The 18477-nt window shown below is 40.9% G+C and carries 17 protein-coding genes and 1 riboswitch; of the genes, 5 read left to right on the top strand and 12 right to left on the bottom strand.

Features of this window, described 5'->3' with window-relative positions; translation table 11 throughout:
• Positions 1-41 precede the first annotated feature (41 nt).
• The 4 genes from ACFI6G_RS14625 to ACFI6G_RS14610 all read right to left on the bottom strand — a co-directional run bounded on the left by ACFI6G_RS14625 (position 42) and on the right by ACFI6G_RS14610 (position 4076).
• Positions 42-761, bottom strand: a complete 720-nt coding sequence (locus ACFI6G_RS14625; protein ID WP_010429245.1) for a Crp/Fnr family transcriptional regulator — start codon at positions 759-761, stop codon at positions 42-44.
• 404 nt (positions 762-1165) lie between these two features.
• Positions 1166-2164 (bottom strand): adenosine deaminase, encoded by a 999-nt coding sequence (locus ACFI6G_RS14620; RefSeq protein WP_010429242.1) that lies wholly within the window; start codon positions 2162-2164, stop codon positions 1166-1168.
• Positions 2165-2252: 88 nt separating this feature from the next.
• Positions 2253-2352: riboswitch (purine riboswitch) on the bottom strand.
• Positions 2353-2435: 83 nt separating this feature from the next.
• The gene (locus ACFI6G_RS14615) at positions 2436-2930 is read right to left on the bottom strand and encodes a GNAT family N-acetyltransferase (protein ID WP_016796493.1); all 495 of its coding nucleotides are present in this window, start codon (positions 2928-2930) and stop codon (positions 2436-2438) included.
• Between the two features lie 162 nt (positions 2931-3092).
• Positions 3093-4076: a DUF2860 family protein gene (locus tag ACFI6G_RS14610; RefSeq protein WP_050612845.1), complete on the bottom strand. Its 984-nt coding sequence runs from the start codon at positions 4074-4076 to the stop codon at positions 3093-3095.
• Positions 4077-4278: 202 nt separating this feature from the next.
• Here ACFI6G_RS14610 and ACFI6G_RS14605 point away from each other — a divergent pair, with 202 nt between their 5' ends.
• Positions 4279-4776, top strand: coding sequence for a fasciclin domain-containing protein (locus tag ACFI6G_RS14605; protein ID WP_462710335.1), 498 nt, complete (start codon positions 4279-4281; stop codon positions 4774-4776).
• 101 nt (positions 4777-4877) lie between these two features.
• Here ACFI6G_RS14605 and ACFI6G_RS14600 read toward each other — a convergent pair whose 3' ends face one another.
• The 5 genes from ACFI6G_RS14600 to ACFI6G_RS14580 all read right to left on the bottom strand — a co-directional run bounded on the left by ACFI6G_RS14600 (position 4878) and on the right by ACFI6G_RS14580 (position 7681).
• Positions 4878-5174 carry a hypothetical protein gene (locus ACFI6G_RS14600; RefSeq protein WP_010429230.1) on the bottom strand — a complete coding sequence of 99 codons (297 nt, stop codon included), beginning with the start codon at positions 5172-5174 and terminating at the stop codon, positions 4878-4880.
• A gap of 106 nt (positions 5175-5280) precedes the next feature.
• Positions 5281-5760 carry a GNAT family N-acetyltransferase gene (locus ACFI6G_RS14595; RefSeq protein WP_016785165.1) on the bottom strand — a complete coding sequence of 160 codons (480 nt, stop codon included), beginning with the start codon at positions 5758-5760 and terminating at the stop codon, positions 5281-5283.
• A 76-nt stretch (positions 5761-5836) separates the two neighbouring features.
• Complete coding sequence (locus ACFI6G_RS14590; RefSeq protein ID WP_016796491.1) at positions 5837-6166, bottom strand: cupin domain-containing protein; 330 nt, start codon at positions 6164-6166, stop codon at positions 5837-5839.
• A 90-nt stretch (positions 6167-6256) separates the two neighbouring features.
• A complete protein-coding gene (locus ACFI6G_RS14585; RefSeq protein WP_010429221.1) occupies positions 6257-6760 on the bottom strand; it encodes a YgjV family protein in 504 nt (167 codons plus the stop codon).
• 120 nt (positions 6761-6880) lie between these two features.
• Complete coding sequence (locus tag ACFI6G_RS14580; protein ID WP_016766790.1) at positions 6881-7681, bottom strand: PhzF family phenazine biosynthesis protein; 801 nt, start codon at positions 7679-7681, stop codon at positions 6881-6883.
• Between the two features lie 646 nt (positions 7682-8327).
• Here ACFI6G_RS14580 and ACFI6G_RS14575 point away from each other — a divergent pair.
• A complete protein-coding gene (locus ACFI6G_RS14575) occupies positions 8328-9359 on the top strand; it encodes an ABC transporter substrate-binding protein (protein WP_016766789.1) in 1032 nt (343 codons plus the stop codon).
• A gap of 3 nt (positions 9360-9362) precedes the next feature.
• Positions 9363-11795, top strand: coding sequence for a putative bifunctional diguanylate cyclase/phosphodiesterase (locus tag ACFI6G_RS14570; RefSeq protein WP_016793647.1), 2433 nt, complete (start codon positions 9363-9365; stop codon positions 11793-11795).
• A 391-nt stretch (positions 11796-12186) separates the two neighbouring features.
• On the opposite strand, the gene ACFI6G_RS14565 is transcribed toward ACFI6G_RS14570, so the two are convergent.
• The 3 genes from ACFI6G_RS14565 to ACFI6G_RS14555 form a co-directional block, all read right to left on the bottom strand.
• On the bottom strand, positions 12187-13212 hold the full coding sequence (locus tag ACFI6G_RS14565) for a diguanylate cyclase domain-containing protein (protein WP_010429209.1): 1026 nt from the start codon (positions 13210-13212) through the stop codon (positions 12187-12189).
• 10 nt (positions 13213-13222) lie between these two features.
• Complete coding sequence (locus tag ACFI6G_RS14560; protein ID WP_010429206.1) at positions 13223-13678, bottom strand: putative pterin-binding protein; 456 nt, start codon at positions 13676-13678, stop codon at positions 13223-13225.
• 503 nt (positions 13679-14181) lie between these two features.
• The gene (locus ACFI6G_RS14555; RefSeq protein WP_010429203.1) at positions 14182-15720 is read right to left on the bottom strand and encodes a bifunctional GNAT family N-acetyltransferase/carbon-nitrogen hydrolase family protein; all 1539 of its coding nucleotides are present in this window, start codon (positions 15718-15720) and stop codon (positions 14182-14184) included.
• 579 nt (positions 15721-16299) lie between these two features.
• Here ACFI6G_RS14555 and ACFI6G_RS14550 point away from each other — a divergent pair.
• Together ACFI6G_RS14550 and ACFI6G_RS14545 are read left to right on the top strand one after the other, a co-directional pair.
• Entirely contained in the window at positions 16300-17553 is a 1254-nt protein-coding gene (locus tag ACFI6G_RS14550) for a GGDEF domain-containing protein (protein ID WP_016788204.1), read from the top strand.
• Between the two features lie 478 nt (positions 17554-18031).
• Positions 18032-18442: a c-type cytochrome gene (locus tag ACFI6G_RS14545; protein WP_010429197.1), complete on the top strand. Its 411-nt coding sequence runs from the start codon at positions 18032-18034 to the stop codon at positions 18440-18442.
• The last annotated feature ends 35 nt before the right edge of the window (positions 18443-18477 follow it).

Raw genomic sequence — 18477 nt, 5'->3', positions numbered from 1 at the left:
GCCGCCTATTTGAGTCTTTTCTCGAGAAATAAGTATTTTAATTATAATGCGTTCATCGTCGATATAGGGTCGCGGATCATTAAATTCATTGGTGAAATACGTTCGTACAAACCTTCAAAATCTGAGATGGACACCTTACCTCTTTGTATCGTCACTAGACCTTGTTGTTCGATACTTTTTAACACCTCATTTAACCTCGGCCTTGATATACCAGTAATGGTACTCAATTGGGTTTGCGAAATATTGATACTCACCTTTGCCCCTGTAACATTTGTCTGGCGAGCAGCGAGCTCTAAAAGGACATAAATCGTTTTTTGCTCTTTTTCATGGATGGAAGATAAGAAAGCCTGCATCCAGATAGATTGCGATTTAACTCCACAATGGAGTAGCCATTTGAAGACCATGCATTTCTTTTCAGCGAGCTCCAATACCTTGTCCGCGGGGAAAAATACCATGGTAATCGGCTCAACTTCTTCTGCGACAGCAAATAAATTGTAGTTCGCATGAATGGTCAAAGCGCCGATCCAATCGCCTTTACCTATCACACCACCCGACAAGCTTTTCATGTTTTCAGTTGAAAAGCAGATACCCGCTGAGCCTTTAAGAATATAAAAGACCCCCGGTAAATTTTGGAATTTTTTCGTAATCTCTAAGCTATGAACACCCGTTTTGAAGAGCGCAATCTCGAGCAAGCTGTGGATCAAATCTTGTGACAAATCACATGGCCACTGTATTTGTTCGCCTATTTTAGGGTCTAACAACGATTAACTCCTTGTCTAACAATATCTGCATGAGTGCAACGCATCTCACTGAACCTTTTCTAAATGTAGTCTAATACTACTAACACCCAACAATTATTTATCAAAAAAGTTATATTTTTTAGTACTTTAAGATAATAGCGTAGCTTACAAGCTGTAAGTGAACCATTTGTCTCGTTAAGAGGCGACTGAATTTCCAGTCATGGAGTCATAATGCTCAGACCATTGAACTTCTTTGATTAAACAGCCCATATGCTAGGTACTCGGTTTGACTAATCCTCCCCCCCTTTAAAGAACCAATTTGGTGGTTTCTGGAAACATCAAAGCCAGCCCAAATAAAACGACCAGTCATTGCCAGTCGTTGGGCAATTCAAATAGTGAAACGTTGGATACTAGCTAACATCATTCTAGGCAATATAGGCTAATACGACATCGCGATATTGCTGTTTCAACGACTCTTCAATAAAGCTCGCGTCAATTGCATTCAAGCTAAACTGGGCCAACTCTTTATGTGTAAGCGTATGAGCATTGTTTACTGCGTTAAAGTTATCCGACATATAACCACCAAAGTACGCAGGATCATCCGAATTAATCGTAACGGAAACGCCCTTTCTTAGTAGATCAACAATATTGTGGTCTTCCATTACATCAAACACTCGTAGTTTAATGTTAGACAATGGACACACGGTCAGCGGCATTTTAGTCTTAATCAATTCCGATATTAACGCTTCGTCTGTCATGCACTGCACGCCATGGTCTACTCGGCTAACACTGAGCATTTCAATAGCGTCGACAATGTTCTGTGCGGGGCCTTCTTCACCAGCATGAGCCACTGTTAGAAAGCCCGCTTGTTTGGCTTGTTCGAATACGCGTTTGAATTTCTCTGGCGGATGCCCGAGTTCTGAGGAGTCTAATCCAACCCCAATAATTTTGTCTTGGTGCTTGAGAATATCAGCAAACGTTTGAATAGCGCTCTCTTCAGATAAATGTCGTAAGAAACAAGCTATGATTTGAGAAGTAATCCCTAATTCTTTCTGACCACGTTTGAGCGCACGATAAATACCATTAATCACAGTATCAAAAGCAATTCCACGATCGGTATGAGTTTGAGGATCAAAGAAAATTTCAGTATGAATAACATTGTCAGCTATAGAGCGTTCTAGGTAAGCCCATGTTAAATCGTAGAAATCCTGTTCTGTGCGCAGTGCATCAGCACCTTGATAGTAAATATCGAGAAACGACTGCAAATCATCAAATTCGTATGCGAGTCTTAACTGCTCTGGAGATGAATAAGGCAAATCTATGCCATTACGTTGAGCGAGTTTAAACAGTAATTCAGGTTCGAGTGAACCTTCAATGTGTAAATGCAACTCTACTTTTGGAAGCCCTTGAATAAATGCGTTCATATTCCACCTACTATGGATTTTAGGTGTGCACTTACTCTGAGTAATAGACAGGATATTTTTGAACGCCATTACAAAGAGTAAGAACACAATTGTGATCTAAACCCTTCGTAATCAGCACTTTTCGGGAGCTGGTAGAGACCCCCAAACCATATCATTGGGGTTATACGAAGCAAACGATTGCTACTATACCAAATTAAGCTGCGATGAAAAGGTTTAACGAGTGACGAACCGAATGAAACCGCTTTGAACAAAACCAATCACCAGCTCACTATCAACGATAATCATGCCTAATTCTCGACATCAAAAGCATATCAACGTATTTCCCACCTTTGAATGTACTAAGCTTTTTGGTTCCTTCTAATTGAAAACCAACGCTTTCATATAAAGTAGTCGCACCGTGATTATCGGCATGAACTTCTAATTCAAGTCGAACGAGGTTAAGCCAATTATCGGCCTGATTGATCGCTTCTTGCATTAAGACCTTGCCGACCCCTTTGCCTTGCATATCCGGATTGACCGCTATCGCAAGGCCTGCACAATGTCTGTCTCTCACTTTGGTGGTCATGAATAAAGTGATGTGGCCCACGACTTTTCCGGACACTTCAGCAACCAAAGTAAAATGGTCAGAATGCCCAAACAATCTCTCAACTTGATCAGAACTAAGAAAAGGCTTCTGTGATGTATTCTCAGAGACTGAAGGTTGACGATAAATATCAAAAATATCTTGGTAATCTGTTAGTTCGAGGTGTCTAATTTGTATTTCCAAAGCGCTTCCTTGTTATCTGATCCTATATTCTCGCTGATTTTTATATTACGGATAGCGATAAGCACCTACAACCTTAAATATGATAAGTGCTAAAAATAACTGAACAAATAATAAAGTTAAATCTTAACGCTAGTTTGGCTGACTTTTGGTTAGGTATGACCGTTAAAATTTGTAGTCGATACCAACACTCGCTAACACTTGTTCAGAATTGTAAAAGTCGATGTTAGAGTCAATGGTTCTTAGGCCAAGTAACGTAATAAACGACCAACCATCATATCCCATAAAACCACTCAACTCGTAAGCTAAAAAAGCACCGTATTCATTCTCTTTACGCATTTTTCCATAAAGAGGGTTTACTTCATCGTACTGACGATCATGTGCGTCTAACGTGACGACGAAACCATGACGACCCATTCTTTTTGCGTAATTAAGTTCTACGCCGTAGCTATCAAAACTGATCGCGTCTCCTTTCGCATCTGAACTAAAGTAAACCATAGAAGGGACCAGTAACCCAACTTGGTCCGGCAATATAAAGCGGTATCCGGCCTTTGCGTACAAATAGGTTCTTTCCCTATCTAACAAGGCTGCGTCTTGGGCAGATAAGTTTTGAGTTCCCGACAGTTCATCGTCAACATCAGATTCACCAATTGCAAGATCCGCTTGAAAACCGGTGCCTCCAACGCTCGTCAATTGCAGTCGTCCCACATTACCTTTTACGTCCGTTTCGTTTCGATTAACGCCAACCGCGTACGGATCAGCCCAAGCTTTACCCGAGATAAACGTAGGGAGCACCGAGAAGTCGATAATGGTGCCACCAGAGAACTGATGTCGATAACCAATCTCAAACGCTATTGTACCTGTCGCAATATCCTCTCGAGTAGTTCCCGTATAAACTTGGTGGTTCAACGATTCCCCAAAGGTGTATTGAACCGTTCCGAGAAAGCCGAGAAGCCCCTGGTTTTCACTACTCCCTTCTTTCGTGTTGTTTGCTTGAATAGAATCTTGCTCGGTACTCAAGTTACTGCTATCTGAATAAGAACCAGCCAAAATACTAAAGTTTCCGCTGAAACCATCGCTTGGAGCAAGTCCACTATATGCAGGCATCGAAGCAAATGCCGTAAACACGACTGGTAAAAAAAACCTCATATTCACATCCGTTAATTGAATAATCACCAATTAACTATAAGTAACAAAATGGAATTATAACAATTATTTAGCCAGCGAAATTATGTGTTTGATGGCACAACCAAACTAAAGAAGCCACTTAAACGTGCAATAAGTTGATCTATCGCTTTTGAGCTCTCGTAATACATCTCGGAAATAACAGATAAACTCAAAGGACTAAAATATGTTTAATAAATTAAGCAAGACTCTGTCAGTACTAGTTGCAACACTCCTTTTCACCACATTTGCTCACGCTAATCACCACGGAATGAAGAAAGACATCGTGGACGTAGCGGCTGAAAACGGTTCATTCAACACTTTAGTGGCGGCAGTAAAAGCAGCAGGTTTAGTGGAAACTTTGAAAGGTGATGGCCCCTTTACTGTATTTGCACCCACAGATGAGGCGTTCGCGGCACTTCCTGAAGGAACAGTTGATATGCTCCTGATGCCGGAAAATAAAGATAAGTTGGTTGCAGTACTGACCTATCACGTAGTCGCGGGGAAAGTGATGGCTGCCGATGTGATAAAAACAGACAGTGCTGATACGGTTCAAGGACAAGCTGTTATGGTCAGTGTCAGTGATGGCACTGTTATGATTAACAACGCTAAAGTAATTACAGCCGACGTCAAGGCAAGCAACGGTGTTATCCATGTAATTGATACTGTATTACTTCCTAAATAGTGCAGTTGAAATTCTTTTAACAAATTCAAATTGAATTTTGTTTAGGGTGTGACAAGTTCACACCCTTTTATTTGCCTGTTTCAAATCAAATTAGGTCTTCGTTACACAAACAGTCGACCGAATATTAGAAATGCCGCCATAGACACTACTTTTGTAAATACCACCACCCAAATGCAGTCACCAATACTCGCATGCGTCGCCTTCCCAAGCAGGAAGACAAACAGAATCACCCCCAAAACCCAGCCAACAGTCGGAATCAGTGATACCAAAGCAACGATAACGGCAATAACAAGAAGAGATTTAAAGTCAGCCACGACAAAAGACATCTTTGACGCAATATACATACAACATGTTGTCATTAATGCATCCATCACAAACGCTAAAGCTTCAATTCCCACGTTACTTCTTTCACTCAAATTAGTTGCAGTGAATATTATCGCTAAAGTGATGATTTTTCTTTAAGAAGAGAACCAAAAACAGGTGAAAACTGTAACAAAAATGAGATTACCGTTCGTCTGAAGGCACTACCTTCTCCATCACGTAATTGGTGAGTTTTACGCCACGCATTTCAACTTCCTGCTCATTAACGACTTTAAAACCAAGGTGTTCATAGAAAGGCCTTGCGGTAATACTTACTTCAGAGAAATACCGCGATACACCACGAACACGACCAACAGCAAGAACATGTTCCATTAGCGCTCTTCCAACGCCTTTACCCTGGCATTCATGATGACAGAAGAAATGATCAATCAAGCCATTGGGTTGCAGGTCAGTATAACCAACAACGCAACCATCTAGCTCAGCCACAAAAGGTAGTAACTCGTTCATACGCTTTTGCCAAAGCTCAGAGTCAAAGCTACTTGGTGCCCAAGCTTCTACTTGCTGCTGAGAATAATCTCGAACATTAACATTGCGAACGGTATGAAAGTAAATCTCCCACAACGCCTTAGCATCACTGGTTTGGTAATTTCGGATTCTAACCACGACATAGTCCTTTCATGTATTTAGCGTATTGGACAGGTGACGTATTGTCCCTAGGTTCTCTCTGAATGAGTCGACTTTAGAACAAAGAGTTTGAACGATAAAACACAGCCAACCAGATCGTCACCATGTCTTTATCCGTACCAACAACCTTGTGCTTTTCTCTTGCTGCAATGTTGATATAATCCCCTTTTGATAAAGTCACAACGCGTCCATCTTCAAACTCAATCACACCTTGACCTTCGATCACCATTACCCACTCATTTTCATCTTGGTCATACCAACCCTCTTCTGGGGAACTGTGACCATGAGACAATATTCTTTCGATTCGAACACTGTCGTTCGCAAGCAGGTCATTGAATATTTCATTGGGCATCGACGAAGGAACATCAGCGTAAATATTAGACATCGAACTCTCCTAATCCTTGTTAACTGTAATCTGGTGCTGCGCTTTGAATCTTGTGGTTCTTTAACTTAATAAACCGTAGAAAGCCGAAACCTAAGCAGCGACACTCTTTTTGAAGTAAAAACGGTAATAGCCCACTAAGTTACTGCATATAAACAGCGCTTCCATCACTACAGCAGTAGGAGAACCAATCAAATAGTTATGCACCAACCAAAAACTGGTTCCGATGATCATCAATTCACGTAATCGACGATCGTCTTTATTAAAAGCGGCAAAGGTTTGAAACACAGAAGCAAAACAACTTAAAACACTCGTTAGCCCCGAGTAGGTAACGGCTGTCGCAACGACAGACATAGAACAAAACAGGTACTTAAACTTGGAAGATGTTGAGAACACGCTTGTTAAATAACGAGTAGTGGCAATGATCATCAAACACGCGGCGGTCCATTGCTCTAACAAAATGAAGTGACTCGAAATAAGCGTTCCTGCAAAAAATAGACAAGTGACGATTTTCTTCCTTTCTTTAAACTGGAATGACAACAGATCGAAACAGATGGCAATCGCAACTAATACTTGAGACAGATAAAATGCTGACACGGTAATTCCTTCAAAAATGACACTACATCGACTTCGTTCAACCAGAAATGAACGAAGCCGCTATTTAATTCAAGCATATAAGACAACCGCTTTGGTCTAACATTAAGCCAGTAATCAACGTTAAACCTTCAATACACCACAAATCACTGTTGTAGCCGTACCAATGATTTTTATTCTTCCGTTCGCTAGTAACTCTGTCGACATAGACCCACCACGACGGGATGCTTGATAAGCGTTAAAGCTCCGTTTGTTGAGCTTTTCTGCCCAGTGCTGCGTCAATGCACAATGTGCCGAACCAGTGACGGGGTCTTCATTAACACCCACCCATGGCGCAAAGTAGCGAGAAACAAAATCAAGTTCAGGATTTGATGGAACTGCCGTTACCACAACACCTCTACCATCCATGCGTTTCAAGGAGTCAAAGTTTGGAGACAAATCCAATAGAACGCGCTCATCAACGACTTCGATTAACTGCTTTGAATCAAACTCTCTAAATGAAACAACTTGGTTGAACTCCAAGCCAAGGTGTTCGAGCAATTCTTGATCGGGTTCCAGACTCGGCGATAAATGAGTGCTAGGAAAATCCAGCTCGATAGACGATTCACGAACCGTGGCAGATAACTCACCAGACAAAGTATCAAATACTACCTTATCACCCGTTTTCACTAACCCTTGCTCTTTCAATACGTGGACGGTTGCCAAGGTTCCATGTCCACATAGTTTCACTTCTACTTCTGGCGTGAACCATTTAAGCGTCATAGTGTTAAGCACAAGAAAAGCCGTTTCTGATACCGCCATCTCTTCCGCTATTGAAAACATTAATGCTTCATTCAAAGGCTCTTGAGAAATACAAACCCCAGCAGGATTTCCCCTAAAGGTCTGGGTTGAGAAAGAATCTACTTGGTATACCTCTAATTCCATAACAACTCCTTGGCTGACGTAGGTTTTCTACTGTTCGAAAAAGCTAAGCAACGCTCAAATGCGTTAAACATAAACCACAAGTCTAAGTTTAAATATCAACCACTAGCCTAAGTATTAATGCTACACCGACGTATTACTCGCACGTTTAAGTGTTACCCACAAACCAAAGCAAGACTCGTCTAACTTAAGCTATTGCGGCCTACAATAAGCACAAACACACCGTGCTACAAGAGTAAATAATTGCAAAGTCCTGAACCAAAACCATGATGTTTATCCGAACACATAACTTCCCGTTAGTCTAAACACAAACCAAGCCGTCATTAAATGCATTAAAATTGCATAAATAGTTGCATCAACCCCCACTATGTTGAATATTAATCTATAACATCAGGTTAAATCTGACCCAAAACCCCACTTAAGGTAAAAGATCAAAAATAATTTTTTCACTAACGAGTGGGCACAAAGAACCTTTAATTAATTCAAGGCATTACATCAGACCCAGATCAGTCATATGGAATTAACAAGGACTAACAGAGCATTTTAATACTGTGCAACGAGTTTAATTATAATTAGATACCTAAATTTGAAACATGTCCCAAATTTTGGGCTACGATTTAATTAATCACAGTACGAAAGGAATCCGTCGGTGAAAATATTTTATATATCATTACTTGCATCAACATCCTTTATAACTGGCTCTGCTTTTGGCCAACACCATGATATTTATATCTATAATTGGGATGCATTTCTGTCTGAACGCGTTGTTGAACAACTCCTAGATACTTACGATATATCCCTAAAACAACAGTACTTCTCTGATGAATCAATAAGAGATGAAGTATTGTTGAGCGAGCGTCGAAGTGCGTTTGAACTCGTAATTGTAGAAAGCGTAAAACTTAAAGCCTTAGCAAAACAAAAGCTGTTCCATAATCTTCGCGACTTGCAAGATTCCATTGCCGGTCACCTTGATCAAAGATGGGTTGAAGGGTGTGGTGAATATGGCATCCCCTATGCTTGGGGAACATCAGGAATTCTATATCGAAGCGACAAAGTTGCCGAACCTCAGTCTTGGAAAGCCTTGCTTGCCCCGGAACCAGAAAACAGCGGCAAAATCAGCATGTATTACGATCCCACAGACCTTGTTGGTGCTGCCTTGCTAATGAATCAATTTGCCCCTTTTACGAATAATGAACAAGAACTGCGAGTAGCGTACAAAACTCTAAAAGAACAAAAACCACACCTTGAAAGTAACGAGTACATCCTTGATTATCTCAACCATCCAGAGCGCCTATCCAACATCAATCTCGCATATGGATATTCAGGCGATACATACGTACTCAACGATTTAGAACCTGAAAGCACATGGGCTTACATTGTCCCTCAAGAAGGAACAACCTTATGGTTAGAATGCATTGCTGCAATTAATAATGGAGAACTATCTACTCAGTCAGTTACTGCCATATCATTCCTGTCTCAACCCAATATTGCCGCTCAAAATGCGATGGATGCATGGTTTGCTACCCCAAGTACAAAAGCAAAAGAGCTGACATCTCAAGAATATCAAAATGATCCGGAGCTGTTCCCAAGTAATGAAGTATTAGATCGTAGTTACCTTTATCAACAATTAGAACCCAGTAGCCTTCAAATTCGAAACCGAATTGTCGACAGTTTGAGATAGTTAATGCCAATATTAAGAAAGTTGTATTTAGTACTCATACCAACCTTGCTCCTTGTCGCTACAATAGCAGGGGTGGTGACATATAATTTTGCATCACACCATGCTAAGCGTATGTACTTAGACAAAGTTCAATCTGACGTGAATACGGCTCTAGTTGCAGCAGAATACGAACAACTCGGTTTGTCGTTGCTCGTTAAAGATATTGGTTCTTCATTACAGTTTCTCCGTTACATCCAAACTCCCGATGACTACACTACCTTATCTCTACTAGAGAAACGGGTTCTTCGTGTCCTCAATCAGAATCACGTCAATCAATTTGGACAGCGTAATGTCTATATAGTAGATCCCAAGTTCAATCTAACGCTATCGACGTTAAGAGCCGACCCATTTGAAAGGCTAAAAATTCCTGATAATATTTATGAAAAGGTTTTCGATTTATACACGTCACTGGTCAACAAAAAAGAGCTATCTCCAAAAGGCTTCTCTTATATATCGGTCAGTGGTGAGCTCAGATATGCTTATGTCGCTGCAATTGACCCGTACTTACTGCCTCAAGATAAGCGTTCGGGTAACAGTTTAAATCGATACATATTAATCGCAGACGGCTCTTTAAAACAGCTCTCTAGATTACTGATTAAGTATAATGATGACGACAATATGCAGCTCTTAATAGAGCCATCATCAGACGTTGCTAACATTGAAAATACACAGTTTGTGATTAAGTCCATTGAACAAACGAAAGAAAGCATCAATGTACAGATGACAAGCCGACACTTTATAGCTCAAGTGAATATTCGCGAGCAAAAGTTCAACGAGGAAAAGGCAATCATCGTCAGACAGACTCTGGTTGGTTGCTTTACGACCCTTTTTGCAATCATGCTAATCATACATATGGTGGTACGTTACCAGCTCGTTCGCCCACTCAAAGACTTACTTCACGAGATCTCTATTGGTGGATTAAAGCTGCGATATTTCAAACGCTCATCTGGGCAAAGCGAAATCGATGGTTTGAAGAATGCGTACATTGACTCCTTGACGGAATTGAAGTTCGAAGCCGAATTCGACCAACTCACTAAATTAGCCAACCGACGCTCATTCATTCGCCACTTAGATGTCCGCCTAAAAAGCTCAATGAGCCCACATTGTTATTTGGTTTGTTGGGACATTATTGATTTTAGAAAGATCAACGACTTATATGGAGCAAAAGTCGGTGACAATGTATTGGTGAGCTTAGCTAAGGCATTGAGAGAAACGCTGCAACACCAACAGTCCTCTTTAGGGTTTAGCTGCAGTGATTATTCTTTGGCAAGACTTGGCGGGAACCAATTTATTGCCATACTAGAGATGGATGAACGCAAATCGATAAACGAAGAAATTGAGAACATCAATAACACCCTGACCGGAACTACATTCCTTGATTATTATGGATTTAGGCTCTCAATCGCTACAGCTGTCTTGCCTGTGGACACTCCAAAATTCGAAGAGATATGGCATAGATGTGTTGATGAAATGCTGATCAATGCTAAGTCTCACAGTGATGGAGAAAGTCGCATCATGTACGGTGAAGAGTTGCTGCATACATTAGAGCGACATGACACGCTCGAGAAAAGGCTATTAGAATGTTGTGAGAGCGACAATTTCGAACTTCGCTTTATGCCCATATTCAACGCTCAAACACTTCACATCGATGGTGCTGAATGCCTCATACGCTGCCCTGCGTTGTTTGATATTAACGCTGGGCCCGACGAGTTCATTCCTGTCGCGGAAAAGAGTAATCTAATCTCCAAACTTGACATGTGGGTAATTAAAACAGCAATCAAGTGCTATAAAGAACTCGCAGAAGTTCACAATTATCAAGGCACCTTATCGATCAACATTTCAGCTATGGAGCTCTATAATCGTAACTTTGCCGATAATATACGTAAAGTTCTTGAACGATATCAGGTCACTCCAGGTAACATAATTATAGAAATCACAGAAACCAGTTATGTAAAAAGCACCAAACTTACCGTTCAAACCATTGAGAGCCTCAGAAGCTTGGGGTTAAAAGTATCCCTCGATGATTTTGGTACCGGTTATACTGCATTTAACCAACTTCTTCATTACCCAGTAGATGAACTAAAAGTTGATAAGAGCTTTATCGACAATATAGTCAACGACAAAGCAGGCCGTAAAATGGTTGAATCAATGGTTAACTTAGGCCACTCTTGTGACACGTTAGTTGTCGGTGAAGGGGTAGAATCAATAGAGCAGTATCAATACCTCAAAGAGGCAAACTGTGATTTGATACAAGGCTACCTATTTAGTCAACCGCTAACCTACCTGCAATTCATCGAGTTTGTCAGAGACCACGACCCCCAAGCTATTTTAGACGCTCAACGCCATCTCAAATCTAGTTCTAGTGAACGAATAGTCTCATTAACTCAGAAAAAATAACGTAGATATTCATCTGTTGTTGTTTTTTGAATGCTTACGGCGACCACTATGAAGTAGCAAGGTCCTAATCTATAACGACTACTGCCCCTTTCTATTTTCAAATCATCCTATCTGTCTTAATCTGCCCTAGCTATTAACCTTATCTAGATTAGATCTATGCAAACCAACTTTATCGACTTTTGCGACTTCACATCAAACAGATGAACAGATAAACAGATGAACAGATAAACAGATGAATCAGGACGAAAAAAATATGATTCGGCTAGAAGGTAAACGTGGGAAATTACAGTTACGATTGCCAAACTGACAGCCGCCGATTTGATTGAGTGTAGGGATAGGGAGAAAGATGAGTTAAATAATAGAGGTCAGTATTCGCTCAGATAAAAGAGTATTAACCTTGCATATTAGTTAATAGCTCCATCATATCTTGAAAACTGATGTTCTTTTTATGCCTCACGACCGCATCAATCATCAACTCTAAGTTACCTGCCGCTATATAGTCACTGAGCACATCGTTAAATTTCTCCAATATTTCATCACTCGTGCACTCATGGTCTGGAATGAAGAACAAAAACTGACTACCGCTGCTACGAAACGACATGGTATTTTCAGGAATCTTTGCTATCAGAGACTTAGCTGCCGAGCTAACAACTAAATCACCATATTCGAGTCCATATTTTTGATTAATCTCACTAAGATTTCGGATTCGCACGAAGTACAGATCGAAATTATTATCCTTTAGGTAATTATTTTTAACAAACTTCATTAACGAAGCTCGATTACGAAAGCCAGTGGTGACATCAGTCGAGAGTAGTCTTCGCTTAGTGGTAAAGTCGACATAGAAAATAATACCTGTAAGCATCAATATCAGGGTAAGAAATATACTACTTATTTGATGAGTCATGACTAATTTATCGACCATGAAAGTATTTTCTTCGATAACGGGACTTTGTAACCGGAATTTTTCGTTAATAAAACCAACTAATGTATGGTAACAAATATCAATCTTTTTTTGTAAAGACTCTTGAGCTAGGATGCCTTCGTTCACTAATTTAATTGATGGCTCCAACGCCTTAAATTTATCAAACTCTGTCGTAAAGTATGGCTTAAAGTTAGCGGATTTAATGAAATTCGAAGATTCTGTACTGTTGATTAAAATATCAAACCGGCTCCAAGTGATATCATAAGCGAGCCACAACTTTTCGTAATCAATTTTATCAGATTGGCTGATCATCAAAAAGTTGGCGTATTCCTTTACTAATTGAAAAACAAACCATGTAGCTTCATTTTGCCGATTAGAAAAACTCTTGTTGATATCATTTATCCGAGTAACACTATAGATATTGATAGTAAGAACGGCTACCGCTAAAGACAACACAACGACTTTCACGACAGCCAAAGACAACAGCTTTTTCATAATCGCTCCTCTAAAGGTGAATATCTCTTATCTGCCAAATCATCTTTGCATGGAAATCCGTACTATCGATCTCTGGGTTCGAAGATAATGGATAAACCAACCAGTAAGGGCCTTTATCTCTTACCGACATAAGCTTTCCATTTTGCTTGATCGCGATAATTGGTTGATAGTCCAAGAAATCTTCTTTGGGCACGGCAATCTTGTAGTCATTTAACGCCACAAATGTTACTTGAGAGGGGATTGGCTTATCTAGCGTTTCAAGAACAGTCTGCAACGTCACTCCACTGTATACCGACAGTCCATCAACCCAAGGAAGCGAAGTCTCGATTTCTTTTTGAGGCAAAGATAAAAGCTGCTCCGTACTTAACTTGTGCTTTTGCCCTAAGTGATCAAACACAGTGAGTTCAGAGGCGGCAAGATTAGAAAACGAAAAAAGAAAAATTATAAACAGAAATACAGTTCTCATTTTAAACTCCATTTTAAAAAGTCACTAAATTGAGTCTAGACCAAATTGACCATTTGACTTAACTAGTGATTGTCTAATTTTCAATCATATAGCTTTCGACTTAATCACCTCACTGCCACCTAATTTATAAGTCAGGGAGACCGTATGAATGCCTATTTTTTACCACCTAAGTAAAAGCACTCAATACAGCCTCTAGCATGGCTATATTCATCATGCAGCGCTTTTGCTCTGCGCTTAGCACTTTAGATCTAATGTAATAGCGACACTCTAGATAGGTTTATAAATTGATACCTAGGTTATCACGGCGTACATCATTGCCGTATGTTGCGCATCAATCTACACATTGACGGTGCCACTTCAAAGCGTAACAACCCCCTCTAATAAGGTAGCAAATAGACGATAGGTGAAATGAACAACTCAAGTGAATTATCGATAGTACAGTCAACGCAATGTAGCCTCCCCTCAGTCACTCGCAACACCCAATATCAACATGCTCCGCCTTATTAAGACTTGTTGTTTTTGGTAAAGCCTCCGTACAAGTCAAGTCTACGGTGGCGTAAGTTGGTGACCGAACCTTCCATATTGAGCTGCTTAAGCTTGGTTAAATCGACATCCGCAAAAATGATCATTTCGGTATTGGCACTGGCTTCCGTCAACGTGGCATCGTGCGGGAAATAAATATCTGAGGGTGAGAACACCGCTGACTGCGCATATTGAATATCGACATTATCGACACGTGGGAGATTGCCCACACTGCCACCAATCGCCACGTAACACTCATTCTCAATAGCTCGCGCTTGAGAGCAAATACGAACGCGCTGATAGCCATTTTTGGTATCGGTCCAAAATGGCACAAACACAATTTGTGCTCCTTGCTCTGCCATCATTCGACCCAACTCCGGAAACTCACTGTCGTAACAAATGAGTATTCCCACTTTACCTGCGTCCGTATCAAATACTTGTACCTTGTCGCCCCCATCAATCACCCAATCCTTTTGCTCATGAGGCGTGATGTGTATTTTGTACTGAGCGTTAATGCTCCCGTCACGCTGCAATAGGTAAGCGACGTTATACAGTTTCCCATCCTCTTCAATAATCGGCATGCTACCGGCGATGATATTGATGTTGTAAGTAACGGCCAATTGGGAAAAGCGTGATTTAATCTCTTCAGTGAAACTAGCAAGAAAACGGATCGCCTCAACAGAGTTTTGTTCCTTTTTTAGCCCCATCAGCGGCGCGTTAAAAAACTCAGGGAAAAGTGCAAAGTCAGCTTGATAGTTGGCCAGAGAGGAAATAAAGAACTCCGCTTGATCGAGCAGATCTTCTAAATCGTTCATGGCACGCATTTGCCATTGCACTACGCCAATACGGATCAGGTTTTTCTCGACATCGTGCACCGATTGAATGTCTTCCTCATAAAAAAAGTTGTCCCACTCCAGAAGCGTTGCATACCCTTTAGACGCATCGTCTTCAGGCAGGTAACCGCGCATGATTCGTTTGACATCGAAGTCGTTGGCCAACTGAAACGACAAAATAGGATCATGCAGTTCGCGACGTTTTACCTTGTCGATGTATTCCGCAACACTCAGGTCATCTGCATGCTCATGGTAAAGAGGGATGCGCCCCCCTGCCAATATCGCTTTGAAGTTTTTGCTCCGGCACAGTTCTTTGCGGGCATTATACAAACGGCGACCTAAACGGAGGCCTCTATAATCAGGGTGTACAAAAACATCCAAGCCATACATGGCATCGCCTGTCACTTGATTCTGAATCACGTTATTTTCCGTGATGATGTCCGTGTAAAGGTGAGGCAGTGAGAAGCGGTTGTAGTTCACTTTTATCGTCAAAGCCGCGCCGATGATCTTGCCGTTATCTTCAATACAAATTTGACCATCAGGAAACTGATGGATTAGATCCAAGATAGTCAAGCGGGGCCATGCACCTCCCACATCGGGGAACACGAGATTCATTAATGCCGCCAATTCGGTGTAATCCGATGGCTCAATAGTGCGTAAAGAGAGTTGATGCGAGTTGGTATCCATATCCGACGGTCCGTGTGTCCTTTTTAAATGATAGGTTTGAGGATGCCATATTTTGAGCCATACATACACCCAAAGGCAGCCGTTAGGGGTGACAAGCCGAGGGAAGTCGTCTCCCCCTTTAACTGATAATTTGCTGGGGTTTAGAAACTGTCATATCAAGCCGACTTAGTATCATTGATCGGTTTTATGATGGGCAACAACATGTCGTATGAGCGGTAAACTGTCACAGGCCCAATTAGGCATCATTATCGCTGAATGAGGTAAAGCGAACTACACTCGGCTTGAGTAAGCGGTATCCACTCACTTGATGTTAAACACTATCTGTCTGTAACCGCGAGCTTTGCAACAATGAACTCTACACCATTCGATAGCTAACCTAGTTCTAGGTTTTTGTTGGTAGTGATTTTAACTCTAATGAAGCACTGGAAACTTGTTTTTAAAAGAAATAGTTGATAATTTCCATTATATAGATCGCATCTATTCACGTAATAAATAAACGTCTCCACGACGAGGCCATGATTAGCCAGATAACGATTCTTATTACCTCTCAAACATCGCTGTCAATCTTACAGGAAAATAATGGTATCACTGTACTCGGTTCCCCTGATCGTTGCTTCTAGTATCAGCCTCATAGCGGGTCTGTTCTTTAACGTGCTTTACCACCATTTACATTCTCGCCATGAAGAAAAAATACAGTACTATCTAATTTTTTCTTTATTCGCTTTCGTTAGCGGCGTGTTTCTGGCCGCCTTTTTTATTCTCATTAACAGTAGCGATAACCTCGATTATCTTGATATTGCTAATCGTGTGACGGTTATTACTGCAATGTTCACTGTTGTATTGGGTTTACATTTCTACGTTTCATTCTTTGAGTATGACGCTCCTGTTTACTTAAAGCGCTGTTACACCATTTGTACTCTGTTCGCAGTGATCGCTTTATTTCCTAACGAGTACTTCTTAGCTAAAGAGCTTTACCCGACGTCCACTTACTATACCGGGCTGTCTTTTGGACCACTCTTTCAATTATGGGGAGCTGGGGCAATATTATTATTAGGATATTGCGTTCTCATTCTGGCTCGAATTTACCAACATCAGTGCAAGATAAATCAACGTGTTGGCATAGTGCTACTGCTTTTACTTACAACCATCTTTTGGGCAGTAACCGGGGTTTTGGATGCCCTAACCGGAATTCAGGTTATCGACCTTCCACCACTGACATGGATTGGATCTTTCCTCGTCACTTTTTGCATTGCATGGATTTTAGTACTTCATATCGACGAGCTGTATCAGGAAAGAAATCAGTTAAATAGCCATTTGATGTATGACTATTTGACGAAGGCGTTTTCACGCAGTTACTTTGAAGTTCGGTATTCTGATGCCCTTGAAGCCTTTTCGGCTAATAGAGCGCCTCGACTTCATTTATGTATGTTCGATATTGACGACTTCAAGTCCGTTAACGACCAATATGGACATTCGAGTGGTGATGAGCTTTTAAAGACAGTGTCGACTATAACTCAACGTTTTATTGGCTCTGAGGATTGCTTTGCCCGGTTCGGTGGGGATGAATTCGTTATACTGTTTTCGGGGCAGGAGGAAGAACAAGTAGTACAAAGACTAAAATCAATCAAAGAACAAGTATCCAGATACACTTTTGGACTACCGCCTTATCAATTTCACGCGACTTGCTCCTTTGGCCTAACAGGTGTTGATACGACTCACCACTTTCACAAAGACCTTTCAAACCAATTACTTTCCCATGCAGATGAGGCACTCTATAAAGCTAAAAACACGGGTAAGAACACCATCGCTGTATCTAGTTTAACGGCACCTTAACGTTGGTCGGTGTTCTTTCAAGTGGTTAATGTGCATGATTCCCCCTCCTAAAAAGGAAGCATATGGTCATAGCTAAATGTGCTCGTCAAATCGACCGTAATTTTGTCTAAGAAACACTCACGATCTCACCCTGATTTACAAGTTATCTATCCCTCTTCGCTCCTCCTCCGAATTTAAAGCTCATTGACTGAATTGCTACCATTAAGATAGGTATCATTTCATAACGATGGCGATTAAAACTCTACTTTTTAAGCTCGATAAGTAAACCAATCGACTAGGTAAGTACGTATTAAGATACGAAATTACTAATAAATATGGCTCAACAAGTAGCGAGAATGTGCAACGCTGCATAACCTTTAATCGAACGTAATTCGTTTTTTACGATTTTTTAATCGCTTTAGGTCAGGTAGTCGTAGCCAAATATCACCGTTCTATAATCACGAAACGCTTGTTAACTTTAGAATCAAGGGAATCAGTAATGAGTTTGAATAAACATAAGTTTAACTCCATAGCCGCACTTTCCACCGTTTTAATGATGCTCGTAACGTACCCAGTTTATGCAGGAATCGATGATGAGCAGTTCGAATTAGGTAAGAAAAAAGCCAAGGTATGTATGACCTGTCATGGTGCTGATGGTATTTCAACACAAGATCCCTACCCTAACCTTCGTGGACAAAAGGTGGGATATCTCATTTCTTCTTTGAAAGATTACCAAACGAGAGAAAGAACGAGCGGCCTGGCGATATTGATGCAGCAACAAGCTGACACGCTTTCCGATCAGGACATCCGTGACATTTCCTATTTCTATTCTCAATTGGGTCACGAAGCACAGATGGATAATGGCTTCCAGCAAAGCAACGACTCTCAAGCAAGCCAAGCTTCTAAATAGAGATGTGCAGACCGGCAATAAAATAATAAATAGAC

Source organism: Vibrio sp. PSi01, from assembly GCF_054960695.1.
The sequence above is the reverse complement of the archived record's forward strand: the minus strand, read 5'-3'. Positions and strand labels throughout refer to the sequence as shown.

Coding starts and splice junctions, on each gene's coding strand:
- ACFI6G_RS14555 (WP_010429203.1), bottom strand. CDS start 15,720: ATGGATACCAACTCGCATCAACTCTCTTTACGCACTATTGAGCCATCG.
- ACFI6G_RS14565 (WP_010429209.1), bottom strand. CDS start 13,212: ATGAAAAAGCTGTTGTCTTTGGCTGTCGTGAAAGTCGTTGTGTTGTCT.
- ACFI6G_RS14545 (WP_010429197.1), top strand. CDS start 18,032: ATGAGTTTGAATAAACATAAGTTTAACTCCATAGCCGCACTTTCCACC.
- ACFI6G_RS14590 (WP_016796491.1), bottom strand. CDS start 6,166: ATGTCTAATATTTACGCTGATGTTCCTTCGTCGATGCCCAATGAAATA.
- ACFI6G_RS14620 (WP_010429242.1), bottom strand. CDS start 2,164: ATGAACGCATTTATTCAAGGGCTTCCAAAAGTAGAGTTGCATTTACAC.
- ACFI6G_RS14610 (WP_050612845.1), bottom strand. CDS start 4,076: ATGAGGTTTTTTTTACCAGTCGTGTTTACGGCATTTGCTTCGATGCCT.
- ACFI6G_RS14605 (WP_462710335.1), top strand. CDS start 4,279: ATGTTTAATAAATTAAGCAAGACTCTGTCAGTACTAGTTGCAACACTC.
- ACFI6G_RS14550 (WP_016788204.1), top strand. CDS start 16,300: ATGGTATCACTGTACTCGGTTCCCCTGATCGTTGCTTCTAGTATCAGC.
- ACFI6G_RS14560 (WP_010429206.1), bottom strand. CDS start 13,678: ATGAGAACTGTATTTCTGTTTATAATTTTTCTTTTTTCGTTTTCTAAT.
- ACFI6G_RS14580 (WP_016766790.1), bottom strand. CDS start 7,681: ATGGAATTAGAGGTATACCAAGTAGATTCTTTCTCAACCCAGACCTTT.
- ACFI6G_RS14570 (WP_016793647.1), top strand. CDS start 9,363: ATGCCAATATTAAGAAAGTTGTATTTAGTACTCATACCAACCTTGCTC.